The sequence below is a fragment of the Erwinia sp. genome (assembly GCF_031978025.1).
GTDB lineage: Bacteria > Pseudomonadota > Gammaproteobacteria > Enterobacterales > Enterobacteriaceae > Erwinia.
On the sequence record NZ_DALZCD010000003.1, the window covers coordinates 24783 to 47211 of the forward strand.

Sequence of the window (22429 nt, forward strand, 5' to 3'; positions counted from 1 at the left end):
CGCGCCCGGATAACTATAATAGTTGCTCATTCGTGAGCACGGGCCTGTTACAGTTTTGGCAAAATATCTGCAGTTAATTGACCAAATCCAGCAGCAAATAGCCCGCGAGATCTGGCTGCCGGGCGAAAAGCTTCCTTCGCTGCGTGAACAGGTAGCGCAAAGCGGGATGAGCCTGATGACGGTCATGCACGCCTATCAGGTGCTGGAGAGCCAGGGCTGGATCTTCTCCCGTCCTCAGTCCGGCTATTACGTCGCTCCCCGGGCGGCAGCCCTCAGCCCGCCCGCCAGCCATCAAAAAGTGCAGCTGACAGAATCGGTCGATATCAACGACTTTATTTTCGAGGTGCTACAGGCGTGCCGCGACCTGGATATGATGCCTTTCGGCTCCGCCTTTCCCGATCCTGAACTCTTCCCGCAGCGTCAGCTGATGCGCTCGCTTGCCGCCGTTTCGCACTCGTTAAAACCGGCGGACGCCATAAACAATCTGCCGCCAGGCAATGAGGCACTGCGCAAAACGCTCTCAAAACGCTACGCGTTACAGGGCGTTCAGGTTTCGCCCGAGGAGATAGTGATCACCAACGGCGCGATGGAGGCGCTGAATCTGAGCCTTCAGGCAGTCACTTCGCCTGGCGACTGGGTGGTGGTGGAAAACCCCTGTTTCTACGGCGCGTTACAGGCTATTGAGCGACTTCAGCTTAAGGCTGTCGCTATCGCCTCACATCCGCAACAGGGTATCGATCTGACGGAACTGGCCGCCACGCTGGCAAAATTGCCGGTCAAAGCGTGTTGGATGATGCCCAATCAGCAAAACCCGCTGGGCTACACGTTAAGCCGTGAGAAAAAGCAGGCGCTGGTGGCATTGCTGGAAGCGCATCAGGTCACGCTGGTCGAAGACGACGTCTATAGCGAGCTTTGGTTCGGCAGTGAAAAACCGCTGCCGGCAAAAGCCTTTGAAAAGCAGGACAGCGTGCTGCACTGCTCTTCTTTTTCCAAAAATCTGGTCGCGGGTTTCCGCGTGGGTTGGGTAGCGGCGGGCAGGCACGCGCAGCGCATTCAGCGATTGCAGTTGATGAGCACGATGTCGACCAGCGCGCCGATGCAGCTGGCGCTGGTCGACTACCTGAGCAGCCGTAGCTATGACGTACATTTACGGCGGCTGCGCCAGCGGCTGGAACAGCGTAAAAGCCAGGCACGGCAGGCGCTGCGGCGGCATCTGCCCGCCAGCGCCAAAATTAATGATACCCAAGGCGGCTACTTTTTATGGATCGAGTTGCCGGAAGCAGTCAATACAAACGAACTCTACTACCGGGCGCTGCAGGAAAAAATCAGTATCGCGCCCGGCAAAATGTTTTCTACCAGCGAACAGTACGCCAACTCTTTTCGCTTTAATGCGGGCTGGGAATGGAACGAGGCGCGAGAAGGAGCGGTGGCAAGGCTGGGCAGATTAATTGCGGAAATGCTTCAGGGCCAGCGCTGGCCCTGATAAATCGCACGGCAGAGGGGCGCTGCTGGCCCTGGCTCAGCAGGTAAATAGCGTAAAAACCGACTTCTCCTTTTAGCTGTAACAGCTTCTGCATGCCCTGTTTGACGGTCGCCGGCACCTGGCTGCTGGCAAGAATAGTCTGTTCAGACAGAGTATTGCTTGCCAAAGCTCTGGCAATTACTGGCTCTTTTACCCCTCGCCAGAGCGTTCCGGGCCGCCTGGTAAAGGGCCATGCCAAACTTGTGCAATCGCCTGCTGATAAGAAACCTGACATTTTACAAGGCGTCGAATCTGCGTAACGCCTTCAGATCTTTTTTTCAGCATAAATAAACCGGGCGGCCAGGACATGACTTATTCGGCATCGGTTTAACTTACTAAAATAGCCAAAAAAAACGCCTTAAGGGAAAGCGGGACGCCTTGCGGAGAGCTGCCGGGCGCAAACTGTCCCGCTTAAGAGGTAATACACTTTCGTTTATTTTAATTACAGGTTGTCAGAATTAAAATGCGTGACGTGCCGCTTTTTTATGGCCACCGACTTGTTATATTTTTGTATTAGATTAATAAGGAAGGCGGCGTCAGGTTGATCCACGCTTTAAATAATCATTAGGCTGCAAATAAACCGATAGCAAGTTAAATCAGGTAAGGAATACCATGATGAGAATAGGGATTTATTTGTTTTTTGTTAATTCTATTAATAAATTTAAACCAGGGCGGCATAAAGACGATGAAAAATAATGTTGCCGGAGGCCATAACGGAAAGCAAAGTAAAAGGGACAATACGGCTTCTTTATTCAGAGAAAGCGCCACGGCTAGCGTCTGGACACCTGATTATGTTCTGCGCCTGCGTCAAAATATCCATTGCTGCCGCTGCCCAGGCTGCAACGGCGCGTCACCGCTGCTGCAGTTCCGCTGGAATAACCATGTGCGCCACAGCGCAGATATCAGCTGCAACCGTGCCGCAGCGGAGATTCTGAGCCTGACGGCGCCCTGTGTGTTGACCTTCAGCCATGATTTGGCAGAGCACCTACCTGCGGTTTCCCACGAGCGCCTGCAGATGAACCACCATTGTTTGCAGCTTTTTGAGGCGTATAGAAACGATCCTGCCCTGCTGCTTTATGTCTTGCACGGTTTTATCCATCAGTGCCGTCCGCTGGATCCAACACGGCGGGCGGCACTGGCGCAAGACTGGCTAAAAATCACTGCTCGCCAGCGGCTGGAGCAGGATTTTTGTCGACAATATGGTGAAAAAGGGTATCCACCGTTGGTGCTGCAAAAGGGGGAAAACCTGCCGATGGAGGGAGTCGTTGACCAGGATGTCCGGCTGCAAAAATGGATAGAAAGGCGGGACAGGCCGGAGGAGACACGAGGGCAAACCGAGTGGGAGCAGCACCGCGCAAGTAGCGCACAGCAAAAAATCCTGACCAATTTTTTGTTTTATGAACTCTGCCACAACTTTTTCCCCGGGCATCCTGTAGAGGAATGGGAAAATAATTTCACTCGTCTCTGCCAGCGCGTGAGGAACCTGCTTCTGCTGCTGGCGGCGATCCCGCCTGAGCAGGATAAAGAAAGCGTCTGTGCCCTTTTTGCCACCAGCCTCCGAGCCGCGCGAAAAGAAACGTTTTCAGGATAGCCTGTAAGCCGCGGTAAACGGCCCGTTTCAGGCAATGGCAAACAGCGCCGAAACGTAAGTGATCCAGTGCCTTGTGACAGGCAGGGCAAGCGTAAGTTTTCCCCTGCCTTCTAATACGGATTGCATAATGAAGCCGCCGTTTGGCTTTATTTTAACTTTTTTTAAAAGGTCTGTTTTGAAAAAAAACTGCCATTTGTTGTCTGCGCCCAGGCTATTTAAGCGCACGAAATAGCCTTATCTTTTTCAGGCGTATCCTGTTGCGCAATAATTTGGGTTAAGCGGTGAAAAATTAAGAAGTTATGTGATCAAAAACCAATAGAAATGATTGCATCTTTGCCACCAAATGCCACAATTAATTAACACCGAAATAACAGGAGGCATCTTATGCTACCCCATGCTGGTAACCTGCTTGCGATGATGTCTTTTGCGGCCGGGACCTTTTCTGCAGGGTCTTCAAACAACCCACAGTATATGACCTTTCAGCCAGCCAGCGGCGTCCCGAACAATCCGCTGCCGCTGATTATTTACCCCCGCGTCGTACCGGCTGAGGTGGAAGATGTGGCGGGCTATTTTGAAGAGACCTTTGCCCTTCATCGCTGGACGCCGCGTTGGCGTGCGCCGATCTATCCTTATACGCATTATCATCCCAACACCCATGAGCTGTTGGGCATTGGCGCGGGTTGGGCACAAATTCTCTTCGGTGGCGAAACGGGCAGGGCAGTTACCGTCCATGCGGGCGACGCCATCCTGATCCCTGCGGGCGTCGGTCATCAGCAGATGGCGGCCAGTGAGGATTTTTTTGCCGTGGGCGCTTACCCACAAAAAATGGAGCCGGTCACACGACGCAGCGATCTGGAAGACGTGGAGGCCTCGCTACACGCTATCAAGCGCGTGCCTGTTCCACCGTTCGATCCAATTACCGGCGGTGAAGGTGCGGTAACGGAAATCTGGCACCCGTTACAGAACTAAATCTTTTACTTCCTCCCGACGCGTCTGTTACGCCAGACGCGCCCCCCTTCATTTTTATAACCTGACGGTATTTACGCTTCCTGAAAGGGCTGAGTGTTTGCAGGCCGCTGCATGGCCCCGGTTCGCCACGTGAGGGTGATAATGTCGCCACGATATTTTTCCACCTGCGTAACCACGTAACCAGTTGTTTCCTGCGCACCTTCCCTTTAATAAAAATAATTGATGGCCGCAGGCGCCTGGAAGAGATTGCTGCTGGCAAATAGAATTAACCACGTTCTGACGTTAGAATTACGCCCCTCAATAGACCATTTTTTATAAATTTTTCTAAAGTATCGATAAAATTTTTAGATGCCTTATTTTTTACAAATCATCGAAGTTAAGCTTTTCCGCAGTTAGGGTCTGTTGATTTTTGTGTAGTTAATCTTAAGTTCGCGTCCGCTGTACAGCGCGATGCACCTTAACTTTTCGACACAAGGAAGCAGACATGAATCCTATTACACGTCGCAGCTTTATGACCTTTGCCGCCGGAGGAACCGTCGCGCTGGCGGCTGGCTCCGTTCATGCTCACGATCGTACCGTCGCCGCACAACCCTGGAACGGCCAGATGGGCGGCAGCGATCCCGGCCCACACGATCCGCTGCGGCAGGGAGAAAACGCCGATATCGTCAATCCGCCCTCCACCGACAGCGGCACGCTGCCTAACCTGCGTTTTTCCTATAGCGATTCACACGTGCGCAAAGGCAGCGGCGGCTGGACGCGGCAGATTACCGAACGCGAGCTGGGCGTTTCCAAAAGCATTGCCGGCGTTAATATGCGCCTTAACAACGGCGGTATCCGCGAGCTGCACTGGCACAAAGAGGGTGAATGGGCCTATATGCTGTACGGCAAGGCACGCATCACCGCACTGGACGTGGACGGCCACTGGTTTGTGGATGACGTAGGCGTGGGCGATCTCTGGTATTTTCCTCCCGGCGTGCCGCACTCGATTCAGGGGCTGGGTCCGGACGGCTGCGAGTTCCTGCTGGCATTCGACAATGGCGGCTTTGATGAAGACAGTACTTTCCTGCTTAGTGACTGGTTTAAGCACGTGCCGCCGGAGGTGCTGGCGAAAAACTTCGGCGTGCCACCAGAAACTTTCAGCAAGCTCCCTTCGCCGGCCGATGAATATATTTTCGCTGCCACAACACCGGGCGATCTGCAGCAGGATGCCATTGCGGGCGCAACCCGCTCCACGACGGCTTTCAGCCACCGAATGCTGGCGCAGCAACCCATCACGCTGAAGGGCGGCACGGTACGGATTACCGATTCCTCCGTCTTTAAGGTTTCAAAAACCATCGCGGCGGCGCTGGTAGAACTCCAACCGGGCGCGATGCGCGAGCTGCACTGGCATCCCAATACCGACGAATGGCAATACTATCTGGAAGGTGAAGGCCGTATGGGGGTGTTTGCCTCCTCGGGGCAGGCGCGCACTTTCGATTTTCGCGCGGGTGATGTCGGCTATGTGCCTTTCGCAATGGGTCATTATGTAGAAAACACCGGTGACAAGCCGCTGCGTTTTCTGGAGCTGTTTAAAAGCAGCTACTATGCGGATATTTCGTTGAATCAATGGCTGGCCTCAACGCCGCCCCAGCTGGTGCGCCAGCATTTGCATCTTGACGACGTTTTTATGCAGGCGTTGGATAAAACCAAAAAGCCGGTGGTCGGCGGTTAAGAAAGAGCCCGGGCCGCAGGGAAACGGCCCAACCCCAGCGTCAATTCGTTTCAAAATATAAGTTGTCACCTTCCTGTCATCAACCTCTTCCAGCATGAACGCCATAAAACTAACTGATATAAATTAAGGAAATTTCATGCGCTTTCGCTATTCTCTGTTGGCCAGTGCGCTGCTGCTTGGGCAGGTCGTTTACGCCAAAACCGCACCCGTTGATCTCGATCGAATCCAGTCCATTGTGGACACCACCACGCCTGCCAGCAGCGATGCTGACTTTGCGGCTTTTGACGCTCAGATCCAGCAATCGCTCATCAGCGCGCTGCAGGGTAATGCCGCCAAACTGACGCGTGCGCAGCTGGAGAAAACCGCGCAGAGCGATAAGCTGGCGGATACCGGCTGGCTTAAGGCCAGTGGCTATGACTTTGACAAGAAAGCCAACCAGCAGGCGGGCATCGCGCTGCTGAGCGCTTTCACCACGCTGCCGAAAAGCGAGCTGGATGCCAGTATGCAGCGCGTGGAACAGGTTAACCTCAGCGCGACCGACGGCCAGCGCCGTCAGGCGATTATCGATGCGGAAGGGCAAAACTATCTCTTTTTTCTGGCAGATGCGCTGGGACCCAGGCTGGGTAAGGCCTTTCTGAACGCCTATAATAAAGGCGAGATCGGCCGCGCGGCCGCGCTGATTAAGGCCAGTGAGGTCAGTACCGGCGCAGCCAAAACGCACTTTAATTATCCTCGCCCGTTCCTGATGCCGGGTAACACTATCCATGCAGTGCCGGATACGGCAGTGGTAAAAGACAACCAGCCCTATCAGGCGAGTGAAGGCTCTTTTCCCAGTGGACACACTAATACGGCCTGGACCGATGCGCTGCTGTTAGGCGTAATGGTACCGGAACGCTTTGTGCCACTGGTGGATCGCGCCTCACGTTATGGCTATTCACGCATGGTGCTGGGCGTGCACTATCCCATCGATCTGACAGGTTCGCGCATGGTGGCACAGCGCAACGTGGCGCACTATCTCAACGATGCGAAGTATCGCGCACTATTGGCCGAAGCGAAGGAGCAGCTGCGTGCCGCGCTGGAGAAAGAGTGCGGTACCACGCTCGCCGAATGCGCCAAACCGTCAGGCACAGCCGATCCTTATGCCGCGCCGCAGATGCAGCAGTTTGCTCGCTTTGCGATGACCTGGGATCTGCCGCAGCAAAAAGTGAAGAAGGATTCAGTTACCGTGCCGGAAGGGGCTGAGGTTCTGTTAGAGGCCGCCCTGCCGCATCTGAACGCGCAGCAGCGTCGTCAACGCATGATCGCGACCGCTATTGACGGCGGTTATCCGCTTGCCGGCAGCACACCGGAGCAGAACTTCTGGCAGCGGCTGGATCTTTCCGCTGCGGCGGCCCATAAAGGATAAAAGAAAAGGGGCGCGTTCGCTCCCGAAGGACCTTCTGTGTCGCGTTATAAAGGGGCGTCTTCGCGGCCAAAGGACCTTCTGTGTCGCATTATAAAGGGCGTCTTCGCGGCCAAAGGACCTTTTGTATCGCGTTATAAAGAGCCTCTTCGCGCCCAAAGGACCTTCTGTGTCGCGTTATAAAAGGGCGTCTTCTGCCCCGAATGACCTTTTGTGTTGCGTTATTTTACCGCTACCGGCTCCTCGGTTTTTACACCCCTTTCGGGCAGCGCGCCAAAATCGAGCCGGGTTCTTTTTAGCGTTGTCGCCAGCGTGTCGCTAGTGGCTGCGCGCTCTGAGTGGACAACACTGCCAGCAGCGGGCAGGCGCGATGAACAGGTAACCGATGGCAGGCTGCGCCTCCTCATCATTACGCGGAAAAAATCCAGAAGCGGTATATCGCCACCGAGGGTAGGCGCTGTTTAACGGGGCAAATAATCATTTGTCACGCCAGTCTGATCCTGAAAGCACACCGGGCCACACAGAAAGCGAACTGACAGTGGCTGGCCAGACGGACAGTTCGGTCAATATGGTTATGGTGATAGGGTTACCTTCGCGCTGATGCCGAGGGTAAGAACGTGCTCACGCTGGTGCACATACAGCGGACGCCAACAAAGATAAGCGGAATAAGCGTGGTAGAAATCAGGGGTAACGGCTAATTATCCGTCATGTTACAGACTGACGATCCTTTAAGAGGGGCAAAAACCAGCGGGCGGGCAAGCCTGGCCAGGACAAAGCTCAATAAAGTGGCCATTTGAAGAGTATGAAACTAAGCAGAGTGCTCCCGGCTATCAAATAGAAAAATCTATGATTTTATTATGCTAAAGAATAAAAGGGCGGTTCTTAAAAATATCTGAAAAGCACATTCATTATTGATTAAAGTCGATAGCGGCATCCCCTTTCTGGTGAATAATGAATGGCCGAATTTACCCTCTGTTTAAAAATACGTTGATGGGATGCATATTTAAAAATAGTGATTAATTTATCAGATATATTCAGATTGTTTTGGAAGAGAAGCGCAAAAAGGCTTAATAATAAAAAATAATTTTTTATCATTATATTCTTCTGTTTTCTTCTTGCAGGGTGGTGGCTCCATTTTTCTCCGCGTTTATTACCGGAGCACTATATTATAGGGTGCTTTTTATGTCTTCTGCTGAAGCAGTTATCAAACAAGTCTCTCCGCTACCATGCAGCGAGAAAAAAACCTTTATTCAGACGGTTACCTCTAATACTTTTGTCGCCAACAGCGGCGTGCTGTCAGAACAGCAGCCAACACGATTGATTGTGAAACGAGACGATAATAACGGCGCCACCCATCGCGTCGCCTTTCTCGGCTTCGACGTGGCAAAGTATAATCACAGTGGACTGATTGGGCGGGCAACGCTGCGTTTGCATCGTCGTTCTAATGCAACGGGCAATGTCGACGTTTTTCTGGTCGAAAACAGTGATTTTTGGCAAACATCCTTTAACTGGGTCAACCGCCCTAAGAAAAGCGTTCGGCTGGCATCGTTTAATACCGCCGATGCGGATGATCAGGGCTGGCTGACAATAGAGCTGGACGGCGGCGTGCCTTTTAGCGAGCTGCTCGCCAGCGGGAAATTTTCGCTGGCCCTGGAAAGCAGTGAGCCTCTTCTCTACCATGAGTTTTCTTCTGCCTGGGTGAGCCGTCTGCAGCCTCAGCTGGTGTTAGAAACGCAGGAAGAAACGATGGGCAGTGCAAACGCTATCCATTTTATTAAGATTGTCGCCATGGGTGAAGCGAACAACCAGAACGTGACGTGTATGGCCGGGATTGACGTTATCACCAGCTCCGGCATGGTACTGAATCCAAACCAGCTGCGTGTTATCGAAGCAACCTCAATGCAGGGGGCGCAAAATCTGTTTGATGGCCAGGCGACCACCTGTTGGAAAGTGAATGACGCGCTGCCTAACTATTGTGTGATCGATCTGGGAGTCTCGACAGACGTCAACGCGATTATCTATACGCCCCTGGCCAATGTTACCGAAGGCCGAATAAGCGATATACGCATTTATGGCAGCTCAAATGGCACCCGCTGGAAACCCATCGGCTCACGGTCTGTTCCTGTCGACGATCTGAACGCACCCCACATCATTTATACCGGCGTCCATGCGGATTTGCCTCAGGTTGAGGAAACTTATTCTCTTTCTGTGAGGCCAACCGCTGCGGCAGAAATGAACCGTATAAGATGCCAGTTCCGTCGTGCGGAGCGTAACGTTACCGGGCTGTTTTTCCGCCAGGCTACCCGGGTGCTTATCTGGATTGATGGTGTAAAGCCAGGCGACACCCTTATCGCCAGAGAAGGTCAGTGGACGGGATCGGTGACGCATCGCCTGAAAAAAGGCATGAATGTGATTAACGTAGCCGGTGGAGATAACCCTTTCTACATTCAGGCTATGTCATCTGACGTTAACGATACGGAGAGAAAAGCGCAGTTCCGCATTATGGCAACTAACGCGCTCTATTATCCGGTCTTCAGAACCCGGCAGACCACACAGCGTCAGTGGCTGGAGATGATTAACATTTATAAAGAGGCCAATTTTTATGAAATGGTTTCCGACTCTTTTATCCTGATTATAGATCGCGAATTTTTCAAGGCCCGGCAGAACCAGGTCAATATGCAGGAGCTGGCTGATATTTACGACGAGTATATTGTTGCCGCGCATTTTGCAGCGGGCCTGAGCCCGAACCATGCCAATCCGTTGCATCGACCTGACCACAATCCTTATCACTATGTACGCCTCAGCAGCGGCTATATGTCGGCCACGCACGACCGGCTGAATTATTTTGGCGATTTGACTCGTCGTATGGTTACGCCTGCTGAGGTTCGCAGCTTCTGGGGCATATGGCATGAGGTTGGTCATACTTTGCAAACACGGGGGTTAAACTGGGGCGGCCAGATGGAGGTAAGCGTAAATATCTATGCCTTTGCCGTCCGTGCCTATAATACCCGCCTTTCCTCGCTGGTGGAGCGCTACGATCCCCTGTTCAGAACCTCCTATAACGCCATTGCCAGAAGCAGTTCTTATGCCAGTCTGGATCGGGAAAGTCGGGAAAATATGTTCCATCATCTTTTCTTTATTTTCGGCAAATATTTTATGTTCGACCTGCATCAGCGCTACAGAGCTAATCTGGCTGGGCAAGTAAGCGATCCGGAGTTTACTCTCGGCGCGACGGACGACCAGCAGATGAACGTGCTGGCAATGATGGCTTCGAAGATAACCCAAACCAACCTGGTTGAGTTCTTCCGGCTCTGGAAATTTAATCTGACAGCACAAACTGTCGCCACTATTGAAGCCTATGGCTATAAACGATTAACCAACTTTGACCGCCTGCCTTCCCAACTGGTTGCCGGAAGGCCTGCAACGGACTTTGATATGCGCTTCGATAGCAAGATACCGGAGGAGCCGGAAGTACCAGAAGAGCCGGAGGAGCCGGAAGTACCAGAGGAGCCGGAGGAGCCGGAAGAACCGGAAGAACCGGAAGTACCGGAAGTACCAGAAGTACCAGAAGTACCAGAAGAGCCGGAAGTACCGGAAGAGCCGGAAGAGCGGGAAGTACCAGAGGAGCCGGAAGTACCGGAACCTACGCCCTCGCTTTATCCACTGTGGGAAGCAAACCGGATTTATAACGGTGGCGAACGGGTTTCCCATAAGGGGCGAAACTATCTTGCCAGGTGGTGGATCGGGCCAAATATTGAACCCGGCCTTGATAGTACCACCGGCGCACCCGATGGCGATGGCCGTCCATGGACGGAAATTTAACGGCGTGCTAAGCGTTAAACACTAAGCGTAAAGCCGGGCATTTTTTAAATGTCCGGCTTTTTTTACGTCACGCGCAGCAACGGATAAAAGCATGCTGTATTCCATGCTAGAGTTAAATTTTTTAATATTCACAGGAGTATTGTTATGTCGCACACGTCTTATGCCAGCCGTATCATTACCGCCACGCCAGAAAAAATCTGGCCGTTGATTGCCGACTTTAACGGGATACCGAACATTCATCCGGCCATCTCCCACAGCGAACTGGAAGATGGCGCGATGGAAAGCAAGGTTGGCGTGGTCAGAAAACTCACGCTGCCCGACGGTACAGTACGGGAGCGTCTGGTAAAACTGGATAAAGCCCATTGGGAGCTGCACTACGCGATCCTGGACGGCATTATGCCGGTCACGGATTACGTAGCGGTGGTGAAGCTGACGCCGAAAAACGACGGCACTACGCTGGCGGAATGGTGGGCGGATTTCAAGGTCAATGCGGGGCATGATGAGCAGGAAGTGGCGAAGAGCGTTAGCGAAGGCGTATTTGCGACCTGTCTGCAAAACATCGCGCAACAGGCGGGCTGAAAAAGGTCTTTTACCATGAATACCTCCTTTATCGTGCAGCGCTTTCATTCTCGTTACCAGGCAGGCGTCAACCATCTGATCCTGCCTATCCAGAATCATGAGTTCGGTATCCCGATTTCGGTAGAGCAGCAGCCAGACCTTAACGATATCCCGAATTTTTATCAGCAGGGCGCGGGCGAGTTTTGGGTGGCAACAGCTGATGATGCCGTGGTGGGCTGTATCGCGCTGAAGGATATCGGCGAGGGGCAAGCCGCGTTGCGAAAGATGTTTGTGGCAGAAGGTTGGCGAGGCAAGGATCGGGGAGTCGCCAACAGCCTGCTGCAAACGCTGCTTGCGCACGCTCGCGGGCAGCAGCTTCAGGCTATCTGGCTGGGCACCACCGCAAAATTCCTGGCAGCGCACCGTTTTTACGAGAAAAACGGCTTTAGCGAAGTGGCCGAAGCCGCGTTACCTGCCGCTTTTCCCGTCATGAAAGTGGATACGAAGTTCTATCATCTGACGCTGTAACAGAAAAGAAGAGCACCTGCGGGGCGACGGCGATCGCCCCTTAACCTCAGGCCTGCTCGTCTGAGGTGCTCATCTGCATGAGATCTTTATCGACAAAGAACAGCCCTTTACCGCTGGTGCCGACCAGCGCCAGCTTATCCAGTACGGATTTAAACAGCTTCTCTTCTTCGTGCTGCTCGGCCACGTACCATTGCAGGAAGTTGAAGGTGGAGTAGTCCTGAGAAGTCATCGCCGCATGGGCCAGTTCATTAATTTTTGCGGTGATCAGCTGTTCGTGCTCGTAAGCCTGTTCCAGCACGTTGTTCAGTGAATCAAAGGTCACCGGTGGCGCTGCAATACTGCCCAGAACCGGCATGGCACCGGTATCGCTCAGGTAGTTAAACAGGCGTTGCATATGCTGCATCTCTTCGCGGGAGTGCTCGCGCAGAAAGGCGGCGGCGCCCTCAAACCCTTTATCGGCGCACCAGGCGCTCATCTGTAAATAGAGATTAGCGGAAAAAAATTCCAGATTTAACTGATCGTTCAGGCGAGCGGTCATTTCGGCAGTCAGCATAGCGGCTCCAGAGATTGGCAGGCAAAGTCATTTATTTGCCGCATTATGCACGGGAAATGCGGAAATAAAAACCGGATAAAAAGATATTTATATTTTTAGCGCACAAAAAGGAGGAGTGATAATTATTATCATCTTTTTCGCTGGCGGCATGTACTGTAATGGTTCTGATAACTATTCCTGTTAGCTATTCACGAGAGGATGCGCGGCATTTTACTGGTATAAATAAGCCATCCTCATTACTGGTCTACCTAATGATTTGCATGGTTTTTTTATTATATAAATCGCTGCATTTAGAGGAATAAATATTTAAAAACGCGCCTTTTCGCTGTATAACAGAGAAAGAATAAATGCCGTTGTAGGTAAAGAATATAATATTGGCGTTTCCGCGCCGTATTGCAGCGACTGAGGTTTTTCTCCCTGAAAGGGATATCAACCGCGGTAACGGTGTGAGAAGAGAGATGAGACGATAAGCGGGCTGGCCGCCAATAACGTTGGGTTCACAGAAAGGAGGCATGATGGAGCTAAAGGACTGGCATACCGCAGACATTATCGCTGCGTTAAAAAAGAGAGGGACGAATTTATCGGCACTTTCCCGGCAGGCGGGACTGGCGTCCTCGACGCTGGCTAATGCATTGCGCCGTCCCTGGCCAAAAGGCGAGCGGCTGATTGCTGAAGCGCTGGACATTGCGCCTGAGAAAATATGGCCGACGCGCTATCGACATCCGGGTCGGCCACATAAGTATCATCATCAGAACGGGCGGTGAGACTCAGCGCCGCCTGTTTAAAACGTTTCCCAGTTTCCTTCACCGGTCGCTGGCTGCATTTTTTTCGGAGCCTTTGCCGCTGAGGCGGCGACCGACTTTAAGGCTGGCGCGCGCGAATGGCCGGTCCGGAACACGGCAACGGCCTGAGCCAGGCGGGTAGCCTGTTCCTCCAGCGAGGCGGCGGCGGCGGCGGACTCCTGTACCAGCGAGGCGTTCTGCTGCGTTACCCGATCCATCTCCGTGACCGCCTGGCCAATCTGATCGATACCGCGACTCTGTTCGTCAGAAGCGGAAGCGATCTCTGCCATAATGGCGGTGACGCGCCCTACAGCGTCAACGATATCGTGCATCGTTTCTCCGGCGGTAGCGACCTGGAGCGAACCGGCGTCGACGCGGCTGACGGAGGCTTCAATCAGCGTCTTGATCTCTTTCGCCGCCTGGGCGCTGCGCTGCGCAAGGTTACGTACTTCGCCTGCGACCACGGCAAAGCCGCGCCCCTGTTCGCCCGCGCGGGCAGCTTCCACAGCGGCATTAAGCGCCAGGATGTTGGTCTGGAAGGCGATACCGTCAATCACGGTGATAATGTCGGCGATTTTCTTCGAGCTGCCGGCAATATCGCTCATAGTGCGTACCACGCCATCCACCACCTGACCACCTTTAAGCGCGGTCTGCGACGCGCTCGACGCAAGCTGCGAGGCCTGACGCGCATTTTCGGCGTTCTGTTTCACCGTGGCGGTCAGCTCTTCCATACTGGCTGCAGTCTGCTCCAGCGAGGCGGCCTGCTCTTCGGTACGGGCCGACAGGTCATTATTGCCCATAGAAATTTCGCTCGCGCCGCTATAGATGGCGTCGGAGCTTTCCCGTACGTGGCTGACGGTAGTGGTCAGCGACTGCTGCATGGCAGAGAGGTGCGTGGCCAGCGTAGCTATTTCGCTACGGCCTTCCACCGTCAGCGTGCGGGTCAGCTCGCCTTCGGCGATGTGCTGGATATGTTCTTCTACCTGCTTTAGCGGATGCAGCAGGACTTCCTTGATCACTTTCCAGATGACCAGCACCACCACCAGCAGCAGCACGAGCACCGCTGCCAGCGTCCAGATCATATGCGTAAAGCCCTGTTGGTTAACCTCAATGCCGGCCGCCAGCAGCTGCTTGTTCTGGGCACGCCACTGGTTATAGCTGGTATCCAAACTGTCCTGGGCTTTTTGCGCTTCCAGATTGCCGTAGGCCTCGTAATTATTTGCGCCGAGAAACTGGACCGACTGCTTCATCGTATCGGCCATCTGCTGATAGCTGGCCGCCAGGTTGGCGGCAATCTCTCTGCTTTGTCCGGACTGCACGGGGGCATGCTGATAGCGGTCAAAATGCGCCTGCGCCTGTTCAAGCTGGGCAGTGGCGCTGGTCAGCAGCTTATTGATAGCCGCCAGCGTATCCGGGTCAGTTTGTTTTTTCAGGATGCGGATAGCCGCGCGGTTAATGGCGATGCGCGTTTTCAGCAGCGACTGCCAGGTATCGCTGAGCTGGCCCTGTTGCTGTGTCAGCACGCTGGCACGGGTGAAGTTGTTTTTGTCCTGGCTGATGGCATTAAAAGAGAGCGCGCTGGAAACCAGCAACAACCCACTGAAAATCACCAGCATGATAACGATGCTGGTCACAACTTTAATATTTTTTATCATGTTGCGTACTCTGAAAAAGGGGAGAAGATATAAAGCTTATCGGTAGTCACGAAGAGAAACTTTATGCCGTACGGGGCTCAGGCAATGAATAAAAGATAAGCTGAATCGATTAAATTTGGCGGGTGGTAAAATTTGTCAGGCGCTATTACTCAGCCGCCACCAGCGTGCGCGGCTGTCGGTCAGCTGTTGATAAGCAAGGCGCAGCTGCTCAGGCGTGGGCTGTGCAACGTCGAACGGCAGGTTAAGCTGCTGATGTAACCAGTGGGCGGTAATGTGATCACGGTGCTGTGGCGTGCTGGTGGGCAGGGCAGTCACCAGTGAAAGCCAGCTGTCATTAAGCGTTTCGGCTGTTAAACCCTTTACCGTTTCCGCCATGCGGACGATAAACCGATCGATATGTCGGAAAAGTGCCTCCGTGCTTAAAGCAGGCGATTGCAGCGCAAACAGCAGGCCGGCCTGTCCGGCGACCTGATGAAAACGGCAGCTGACCACGTAGCCAACGTTGGCCTCGACCCGCAGCTGCTGAAAAAAGCGTGGTTCAAACACTGCGGCGAGCAGGCGCCAGCGGGTTAAGCCGATGGCACCTGGCCCGGCCAGCGGACAGAACACCAGCACCGCTGCGTCCTCTCCTGGCGTCGGGCAACCATAGTGCGGCTGCGTGGGAAACACCGGCGGTGACGACCGGCCTGGCTCAATCACGCCCGGCAGCCTGGTCAGCAGCCGTGACACGGTGTCTGCGCTATCGTCCGCGCCGCCGTAAAGCGTAGCCTGCCAGCGTATCGTCGTCAGCGAATCCGCTGACGTGCTGCTCAATAAATCGGGCAGGCGAGCCAGTAAACAGCGGATAGCGATATCATCAGCCTGCAGCGCCTTGTGAAAAAGGCGTCCGGCAAAGGCTTGGGTGGCGGCCGACGGATCCGCCAGAGCCACCCCTGCTCGATTCAGCGTGGCGGCGAGTAGTGCGTTGTGGCCGCTGAGCCGTAGCTGCCACAGCCCGTGCTGCCGGGAAAAGACCAGTTCGCCACCGCCATGCAAGGCATCACCCATGACAGGCTGCAACGCGGCCTCAATCAGCGCGGCAGTACGCCGACAAAGCAACAGGCCTGGCTGAACGCTAAGCAACAACGTGGGATCGCCCGGTGCATCCACTACTGCCAACGCGCTTTGCGCTGCAGGGAGCTTAGGGCTTTCGGGCAGGGCTGCGGGCGAATAAAAATGCATAGCCAGCGAGGTGTCGGGTGCCGCCTTCGGCCAGTCAATAGCGGCCAGCTTTAGCGTAAAACCCTGTGCCTGCACTTCCGGCGCGCTGACTGTAGGCGATACCCACAGGCGACTGAAGCTGTGCGGCAGCGGCAGCGGCGTGGTCGCTTGTGCCGGGGGGAAGCCTGAGGCCAGCTCGCGGAGTCGATCGAGCGGAGAAAGCTGACTGAAATGCCGCTGCGTGAGGCTGGCATAGTGCGCGCGCTGCGTTATCGTCAGCCCGGATAGCTGTGCCAGCCAGCGACGGAACAGCGCTTCAATACGGACGCACTGCGCCAGCTGAAGCCCGCTTAGCTGAAAACGGACGCTCGCTACCGACTGCCGCGCGCTGCGGTAAGGCTCCAGCAATGAGATCTCATCACACAATCCCTGTTCACGCAGCGTTGCCAGCAGGCTACCCGATGCTTTATCGGTCAGCAGCTCGCGCAGCAGCGTCAGGCTGGCAGGGGGCCGATCGTTAACAAGAAAGCTCAGTTGAAAATGCTGGTCAGCAGCACTTTGCAACGCGAAAGCGGATTGTTCGTTAAGCTGTAACCTCGTCGGTGCGTCAGGCGCGGTGTCGGCCCGGGGAAAAACGGCGGCTGCCTCTGCCGCCATGGCTTCCAGCTCCGCCAGCGGCTGCGGGCCGCTCAGCCAGAGCTCAAGGTTGCCGGTATGGAAAAAGCGGTGATGCCAGTTACGCAGCGCCTGCTGTAGCGCGACCGTATCGTCACCGAAATGGTGCTGGCTACCCACGTGAAACGCATGCACAGGATGAGGCGCGGCAAAGGCCTGGCTCAGCGCTGCCTCGCACAGTGTCGGGCCGTGGCTTTGCAGCATGCGATATTCCGCCTCGATCGCCGCCGCTTCTGCCGCGATCGCCTTGCCGGACAGCAGCGGGCGCGACAACATATCTGTCAGCCTGCATAACGCCTGCGCCAGCCTCTCAGGGGCGATCTCCACAAACCAGGTGGTGAAATGCGCCTGGGTACTGGCATTCAGTTTTGCGCCATGCGCAGGTGCCCAGGCCATCAGTCGCTGCTCATGCTGAAAACCGGCGCTACCGGCAAACAGCACGTGTTCCAGCAGATGCACCAGGCCTGGCCAGCGCGCCGGTTCGTCAAGACTGCCGGCAGACAGCCTGAACAGCGCCGCCGCCCGATCGGCAGACGGCTCGTGGATCAAGGTGATCCGCAGGCCGTTCACTACGCGGGAGGAGGATCCGTTCACGCTTCGGTTTTAAAGATCAGCTGTGAGTTAGTGCGGTTGCGGAACTGCAGCTGGCTGATTTGGATATTGCTGCAGTTGGCCTGCTCGCGTGCCTCAAGGATCTGACCGTGATGCGGGGACTTGGCGCAGACGGGATCGGCATTGTCCGCATTGCCGGTCAGCATGAAGGCCTGACAGCGGCAGCCGCCGAAATCCTTCTCTTTTTCGGAGCAGGAGCGGCACGGTTCGGGCATCCAGTCGAAGCCGCGATATTTGTTAAAGCCGAACGAGTCGTACCAGATCTCCTGCAGCGTATGTTCCAGCACCGACGGAAAGGCGATCGGCAGCTGGCGCGCGCTGTGGCAAGGCAGCGCCATGCCTTCCGGCGTCACGCTCAGGAAAATCGCGCCCCAGCCGCCCATACAGCCCTTCGGCCGCTCTTCATAGTAGTCGGGCGTCACAAACAGCAGGTTGGCGAAATTACTGTCATCCTTCATCTTTTCGCGATAGTGCTGCACCACGGCTTCGGCGCTGGCGATCTGCTCGCGCGTGGGCAACAGCCCTTCACGGTTCAGCTGCGCCCAGCCGTAAAACTGACAGGTCGCCAGCTCGACGTCATCGGCCTCCAGCTCGATCGCCAGTTCGATGATGCGATCGATCTGATCGATATTATGGCGGTGCAGCACAAAATTCAGCACCATCGGGTAGCCGTGCGCCTTAACCGCTTTCGCCATCGCCAGCTTTTGCTGGAAGGCTTTTTGCGATCCTGCCAGCGCGGCATTCAGCGTCTCGTCGCTCGCCTGAAAGCTGATCTGAATATGATCGAGGCCCGCTTCGGCAAAAGCGTCGATCTTTTTCTCTGTCAGCCCGATGCCGGAGGTGATCAGGTTGGTATAAAAACCCAGATCCCGCGCGGCACGGATCAGCTCGGGCAGATCCTTGCGCACCAGCGGCTCGCCACCGGAAAAACCCAGCTGGACGGCGCCCATCTGGCGTGCCTGTTTGAACACTTCTATCCATTGCGCCGTAGTCAACTCCTGCTCCTGCCGGGCAAAATCCAGCGGGTTAGAGCAGTAGGGACACTGCAACGGACAGCGATAGGTCAGCTCGGCCAGCAGCCAGAGCGGCGGATTAGGCTTAAGCGAGTTCACGGAAAATTATCCACTTCTGTTCAACGGCCTGCATAAAAAACGCTTTGACGTCTTCATCCACGCCGCCCGCATCGGGAAAACGGGCATTCAGTTCAGCAATGACGGCCGCGAGCGGACGTTTGCCGTCCACCAGCTGCAAAATCGCGGTGGCGCTTTCGTTCAGCTTCGCCATCCCTTCCGGGTAGAGGATCACGTGGCAATCTTGGGTCGGTTCCCACTGCAGGCGGTAGCCGCGGCGAAACGCAGGTATCTGCTGGTCGTTAAGGGTCATTACAGCAATCTCTCTTTATGCCAGACGGGCTGGTCGGTCACGGTATGGTAAGGCGGACGATGCAGCGCATAGGCCAGCGTCATGGCGTCCAGCATACTCCAGAGAATATCCAGCTTGAACTGCAAAATAGACAACATACGCTGCTGCTGTTCAGCGGTGGTGAAATAGTCCAGCGCCAGCGCCAGCCCGTGCTCAACATCACGGTTAGCCTGACTCAGGCGGCCACGGAAGTAGCCATAACCTTCGGCTTCGATCCACTTATAGTGCTGTGGCCAGCTGTCCAGGCGCGACTGATGGATTTCCGGGGCGAACAGCTCGGTCAGTGAGCTACAGGCCGCCTCCTGCCACCGCGCGCGGCGGGCGAAGTTGACGTAAGCATCTACCGCGAAACGCACGCCGGGCAGCACCCTTTCCTCCGACAGCAGCGTCTCGCGCTTCAGGCCGACCGCTTCGCCCAGGCGCAGCCAGGCTTCAATGCCGCCTTCGCTTCCCTGATGGCCGTCGTGATCGAGAATGCGCTGCACCCACTTACGGCGCGTTTGTGGATCCGGGCAGTTCGCCATAATCGCCGCGTCTTTCAGGGGAATACTGGTCTGGTAGTAAAAGCGGTTAGCCACCCAACCCTGGATTTGTTCGCGCGTCGCCTGTCCATTATGCATGGCGATATGGTAAGGATGATGAATATGGTAATAAGCGCCTTTGGCGCGCAGCGCCTGCTCGAACGCTTCGCGCGTCATGGGAGTCTGTTGCATGGTTTTCTCACAGGTCGATACGCATGCCATCCCAGCTGACTTCAATGCCGTGCTGCGTCAACGCCTGACGTTCAGCCGACTCTTCATCCAGGATCGGGTTGGTATTATTAATATGAATAAGGATTTTGCGCTCGGCGGGCAACGAAGCCAGCAGGGCGATCAGCCCCTGTTCTTCGGCCAGCGCCAGATGTCCCATATCCTTACCGGTATTGCGGCCCACGCCGGTCGTCGCCAGCTCGTTGTCCTGCCACAGCGTGCCGTCAATCAGCAGGCAGTCGGCCTTTTGCAACCAGCCCAATAGCTCGCTGTCCGGCTCGCCCAGACCAGGCGCGTACATCAGCGTTTTACCGCTGCGGGTATCTTCAATAAACAGCGCGACATTGTGGCCGGGCAGCGGTCTGCCGCGATACTGCGAATAGGGTGGCGCATTGCTGAGCAGCGGGATCGCCGTAAACCTCAGCGACGGGCAGACTGCCACAGAGAAAGGCTCGCCGGGCTGGATGGCGTGATGCACCAGGCCGCCGTTCCAGTGCGAAAGCATGGTAAATACGGGGAAACCGGTAGTGAGATCGTCGTGCACTTCCGGCGTACACCAAACCTGGTGCGGACAGCCTTCTCTCAGGCTCAGCAGACCGGTGGTATGGTCAATCTGACTGTCAGTCAGGATAATCGAACCGATAGCGGTCCCGCGCAGGACATCTTTTTTATTTAGCTCGGGCGTGGCGGCAATCTGGTGAGCAATGTCTGGCGAGGCATTGCACAGCACAAAATCGACGCCGTCGTCGCTGATGGCGATGGAGGATTGCGTGCGCGCCGAGGTTTTCAGCGTGCCGTTACGCACGCCCTGACAGTTTCGACAGTTGCAGTTCCATTGAGGAAAGCCGCCGCCGGCCGCAGAGCCAAGAACGTTAATTTGCATGTGTAGACCAGAAAAAAAGAGAGGAAATGCCCACCTGAGTGGGCATAAGGGCTTAGCGGTTGGAGATGTACAGCGTGACTTCCAGACCTAAGCGTAAATCAACAAAAGTGGGTTTAGTCCACATAGCGGAGCTCCTCATGGTGTAAAGGGAAAAATCTGCCCGTTAAGTTCGGCAGGTAAACAGCTTATTGTCAAATATCGCCCTTGGGCGGCGCAAATGGTGCACCTGTGTCAGAGTGATATCAACCCTGTAAGCCGCAGGGATTAACAGGGAAGCGTTATTCTCCCCAGGTTTTCTTCAGTACGCGTAACCAGTTACGCCGGCAAATCTTATCAATGAGTGTCGATGAATAGCCCGACTGCGCCAGTAAAGCGATCAGTTTCGGCAGCCCGGCCGCGTCGCCCAGTTCGTCCGGCACGCTGATGCCGTCAAAGTCAGAGCCGAAGCCGACGCGATCTTCACCCAATTTTTCCAGCAGCGCATCAAGATGCCGCACGATCTGCAGCAGCGGCGTGTTGCTATCGCGCTTGCCGTCGGCGCGCAAAAAGGCATTGCCGAAGTTAACGCCGACAAAGCCGTCGCTCTGTGCGATGGCGGCCAGCTGATCGTCGGTTAAATTACGCGGCTGCGGGCAGAGCGCATGAACGTTGGAGTGGGTAGCCACCAGCGGCGCATTGCTGACGTCGGCCACCTGCCAGAAAGATTTCTCATTCATATGGGACAGGTCAATCAGCAGTTTTTTCTGGTTAAGAACGCGAAGCAGATTGATCCCGACCGGCGTCAACCCGTCGCCGCTGTCCGGCGAGCCGGGAAAGCCGCCGGTGACGCCAGTGCCGAAGCGGTTTTGCAGATTCCACAGCGGGCCGACGCTGCGCAGGCCTGCCTCCATCCAGCGGTCAAGCTGGCTGCACTCGTCATCCAGCGCCTCTGCGCCTTCAATGTGCAGCACCAGCGCCAGCACACCCTGCTCAATACAGCGCTCAATGTCGCTCGCGCTGCGACAGACACGGGCTTTGCCTTCAGAACGGTCGGCAATCTGATGCAGCAGGGCGATCTGGGCTTCAGTAATCGCCAGCGGATCGTGATCCGCTTCCTGCCAGTTGGTTTTACTTTGCTTTATATACTGCGCAGGCGGGACGAATACCGCAAACAGGCCGCCAGCAAAGCCCCCCTGGCGCATCCGCGGCAGATCCAAATGGCCGTTCAGGCTCCCCTGCAGGCAGTCCGCCACGGGATCGCCTGTTTCCTGCATCCACAGACGCAGCAGAAGATCGTTATGGCCGTCAAAAACAGGTTGCACAGAAGTCGATAGCGTCATTGTTATGAATCAGAGGGTTCATTGTTAAGCAAATGATATCTCAAAGCGCAGCATCAGGCCTGCTGAAAAATGCGGTCAGGGCGCGAAAAGACGTTAAAAGGCGGGGAAAAGTGTAAATAATCACGGTAAGGAGAAAAAGGATGCCGAAAGCGTATGAGAGAGGCTAACAGCCGGGTCAGGGTGCAAACGGCAGGGGAAGTGTCAATAATCACGGTAAGGGGAAGGCGGGGGCGGAAAAGGGCATAAGAGAGGCTAACAGTCCGGGATGCTGTAACGGGCTAAACGGCAGGGGGAGTGTCAATAATCTTGCTAAGGGAAAGCGAGGACGGAAAAGGGCAGGGAAGAAATGAAAAGTGCGCGCCGGATAACCGAAAAGGAAAAGCGTAAACGATCGCGGGAAGGAGAAGGCTGGAAAGAGCAGACAAGAAACAGGCGGCAGGAAAATACGCCTGTTCTTTGCCCGAAAAGGAGTCCAT

19 protein-coding genes are annotated in these 22429 nt (G+C 55.1%); 9 read left to right on the top strand and 10 right to left on the bottom strand.

The window, feature by feature from the left end; all coding sequences use genetic code 11:
* Nucleotides 1–55: 55 nt before the first annotated feature.
* Nucleotides 56–1483, top strand: a complete 1428-nt coding sequence (locus RTK32_RS00625) for a PLP-dependent aminotransferase family protein (RefSeq protein WP_312041614.1) — start codon at nt 56–58, stop codon at nt 1481–1483.
* Between the two features lie 922 nt (nt 1484–2405).
* Nucleotides 2406–3113: a hypothetical protein gene (locus tag RTK32_RS00630; RefSeq protein WP_312041615.1), complete on the top strand. Its 708-nt coding sequence runs from the start codon at nt 2406–2408 to the stop codon at nt 3111–3113.
* A gap of 27 nt (nt 3114–3140) precedes the next feature.
* On the opposite strand, the gene RTK32_RS00635 is transcribed toward RTK32_RS00630, so the two are convergent.
* Nucleotides 3141–3338 carry a hypothetical protein gene (locus RTK32_RS00635; RefSeq protein WP_312041616.1) on the bottom strand — a complete coding sequence of 66 codons (198 nt, stop codon included), beginning with the start codon at nt 3336–3338 and terminating at the stop codon, nt 3141–3143.
* A 159-nt stretch (nt 3339–3497) separates the two neighbouring features.
* Between RTK32_RS00635 and RTK32_RS00640 the strand changes: the two genes are divergently transcribed.
* The 6 genes from RTK32_RS00640 (at nt 3498) to RTK32_RS00665 (ending at nt 12103) form a co-directional block, all read left to right on the top strand.
* Entirely contained in the window at nt 3498–4082 is a 585-nt protein-coding gene (locus RTK32_RS00640) for a cupin domain-containing protein (RefSeq protein WP_312041617.1), read from the top strand.
* A gap of 484 nt (nt 4083–4566) precedes the next feature.
* The gene (locus RTK32_RS00645) at nt 4567–5793 is read left to right on the top strand and encodes a cupin domain-containing protein (RefSeq protein ID WP_312041618.1); all 1227 of its coding nucleotides are present in this window, start codon (nt 4567–4569) and stop codon (nt 5791–5793) included.
* Between the two features lie 136 nt (nt 5794–5929).
* On the top strand, nt 5930–7198 hold the full coding sequence (locus tag RTK32_RS00650) for a phosphatase PAP2 family protein (RefSeq protein ID WP_312041619.1): 1269 nt from the start codon (nt 5930–5932) through the stop codon (nt 7196–7198).
* Nucleotides 7199–8377: 1179 nt separating this feature from the next.
* Nucleotides 8378–11017 (top strand): M60 family metallopeptidase, encoded by a 2640-nt coding sequence (locus RTK32_RS00655; RefSeq protein WP_312041620.1) that lies wholly within the window; start codon nt 8378–8380, stop codon nt 11015–11017.
* Between the two features lie 144 nt (nt 11018–11161).
* Nucleotides 11162–11596 (top strand): SRPBCC family protein, encoded by a 435-nt coding sequence (locus RTK32_RS00660; RefSeq protein WP_312041621.1) that lies wholly within the window; start codon nt 11162–11164, stop codon nt 11594–11596.
* Between the two features lie 15 nt (nt 11597–11611).
* Nucleotides 11612–12103: a GNAT family N-acetyltransferase gene (locus RTK32_RS00665; RefSeq protein ID WP_312041622.1), complete on the top strand. Its 492-nt coding sequence runs from the start codon at nt 11612–11614 to the stop codon at nt 12101–12103.
* A 46-nt stretch (nt 12104–12149) separates the two neighbouring features.
* Here RTK32_RS00665 and ftnA read toward each other — a convergent pair whose 3' ends face one another.
* Nucleotides 12150–12656 (bottom strand): non-heme ferritin, encoded by a 507-nt coding sequence (gene ftnA / locus RTK32_RS00670; protein ID WP_312041623.1) that lies wholly within the window; start codon nt 12654–12656, stop codon nt 12150–12152.
* A gap of 515 nt (nt 12657–13171) precedes the next feature.
* Between ftnA and RTK32_RS00675 the strand changes: the two genes are divergently transcribed.
* Entirely contained in the window at nt 13172–13420 is a 249-nt protein-coding gene (locus RTK32_RS00675) for a helix-turn-helix transcriptional regulator (RefSeq protein WP_312041631.1), read from the top strand.
* A gap of 17 nt (nt 13421–13437) precedes the next feature.
* Here RTK32_RS00675 and RTK32_RS00680 read toward each other — a convergent pair whose 3' ends face one another.
* The 8 genes from RTK32_RS00680 to RTK32_RS00715 form a co-directional block, all read right to left on the bottom strand.
* Nucleotides 13438–15093, bottom strand: a complete 1656-nt coding sequence (locus tag RTK32_RS00680; RefSeq protein WP_312041624.1) for a methyl-accepting chemotaxis protein — start codon at nt 15091–15093, stop codon at nt 13438–13440.
* Between the two features lie 135 nt (nt 15094–15228).
* Nucleotides 15229–17562 (bottom strand): pyrroloquinoline quinone biosynthesis protein PqqF, encoded by a 2334-nt coding sequence (gene pqqF / locus RTK32_RS00685; protein WP_312041625.1) that lies wholly within the window; start codon nt 17560–17562, stop codon nt 15229–15231.
* Complete coding sequence (gene pqqE, locus RTK32_RS00690) at nt 17559–18692, bottom strand: pyrroloquinoline quinone biosynthesis protein PqqE (RefSeq protein ID WP_312041626.1); 1134 nt, start codon at nt 18690–18692, stop codon at nt 17559–17561. Before pqqE ends, pqqF begins: the two co-directional genes overlap by 4 nt.
* Complete coding sequence (gene pqqD, locus RTK32_RS00695; RefSeq protein WP_312041627.1) at nt 18679–18963, bottom strand: pyrroloquinoline quinone biosynthesis peptide chaperone PqqD; 285 nt, start codon at nt 18961–18963, stop codon at nt 18679–18681. The genes pqqE and pqqD overlap by 14 nt, the downstream gene beginning before the upstream one ends.
* The gene (pqqC, locus tag RTK32_RS00700; protein WP_312041628.1) at nt 18963–19715 is read right to left on the bottom strand and encodes a pyrroloquinoline-quinone synthase PqqC; all 753 of its coding nucleotides are present in this window, start codon (nt 19713–19715) and stop codon (nt 18963–18965) included. Before pqqC ends, pqqD begins: the two co-directional genes overlap by 1 nt.
* 7 nt (nt 19716–19722) lie before the next feature.
* On the bottom strand, nt 19723–20634 hold the full coding sequence (pqqB, locus tag RTK32_RS00705) for a pyrroloquinoline quinone biosynthesis protein PqqB (protein WP_312041629.1): 912 nt from the start codon (nt 20632–20634) through the stop codon (nt 19723–19725).
* A 52-nt stretch (nt 20635–20686) separates the two neighbouring features.
* On the bottom strand, nt 20687–20758 hold the full coding sequence (pqqA, locus tag RTK32_RS00710; RefSeq protein ID WP_071789594.1) for a pyrroloquinoline quinone precursor peptide PqqA: 72 nt from the start codon (nt 20756–20758) through the stop codon (nt 20687–20689).
* Nucleotides 20759–20912: 154 nt separating this feature from the next.
* Entirely contained in the window at nt 20913–21953 is a 1041-nt protein-coding gene (locus RTK32_RS00715) for a dipeptidase (RefSeq protein ID WP_312041630.1), read from the bottom strand.
* Nucleotides 21954–22429: the final 476 nt, after the last annotated feature.

Excerpts from the sequence above, each read along its gene's own strand:
- RTK32_RS00640 (WP_312041617.1), top strand. The coding sequence starts at position 3,498 with ATGCTACCCCATGCTGGTAACCTGCTTGCGATGATGTCTTTTGCGGCC.
- RTK32_RS00645 (WP_312041618.1), top strand. The coding sequence starts at position 4,567 with ATGAATCCTATTACACGTCGCAGCTTTATGACCTTTGCCGCCGGAGGA.
- RTK32_RS00650 (WP_312041619.1), top strand. The coding sequence starts at position 5,930 with ATGCGCTTTCGCTATTCTCTGTTGGCCAGTGCGCTGCTGCTTGGGCAG.
- RTK32_RS00655 (WP_312041620.1), top strand. The coding sequence starts at position 8,378 with ATGTCTTCTGCTGAAGCAGTTATCAAACAAGTCTCTCCGCTACCATGC.
- RTK32_RS00660 (WP_312041621.1), top strand. The coding sequence starts at position 11,162 with ATGTCGCACACGTCTTATGCCAGCCGTATCATTACCGCCACGCCAGAA.
- RTK32_RS00665 (WP_312041622.1), top strand. The coding sequence starts at position 11,612 with ATGAATACCTCCTTTATCGTGCAGCGCTTTCATTCTCGTTACCAGGCA.
- ftnA (WP_312041623.1), bottom strand. The coding sequence starts at position 12,656 with ATGCTGACTGCCGAAATGACCGCTCGCCTGAACGATCAGTTAAATCTG.
- RTK32_RS00675 (WP_312041631.1), top strand. The coding sequence starts at position 13,172 with ATGGAGCTAAAGGACTGGCATACCGCAGACATTATCGCTGCGTTAAAA.
- RTK32_RS00680 (WP_312041624.1), bottom strand. The coding sequence starts at position 15,093 with ATGATAAAAAATATTAAAGTTGTGACCAGCATCGTTATCATGCTGGTG.
- pqqD (WP_312041627.1), bottom strand. The coding sequence starts at position 18,963 with ATGACCCTTAACGACCAGCAGATACCTGCGTTTCGCCGCGGCTACCGC.
- pqqC (WP_312041628.1), bottom strand. The coding sequence starts at position 19,715 with ATGCAACAGACTCCCATGACGCGCGAAGCGTTCGAGCAGGCGCTGCGC.
- pqqB (WP_312041629.1), bottom strand. The coding sequence starts at position 20,634 with ATGCAAATTAACGTTCTTGGCTCTGCGGCCGGCGGCGGCTTTCCTCAA.
- RTK32_RS00715 (WP_312041630.1), bottom strand. The coding sequence starts at position 21,953 with ATGACGCTATCGACTTCTGTGCAACCTGTTTTTGACGGCCATAACGAT.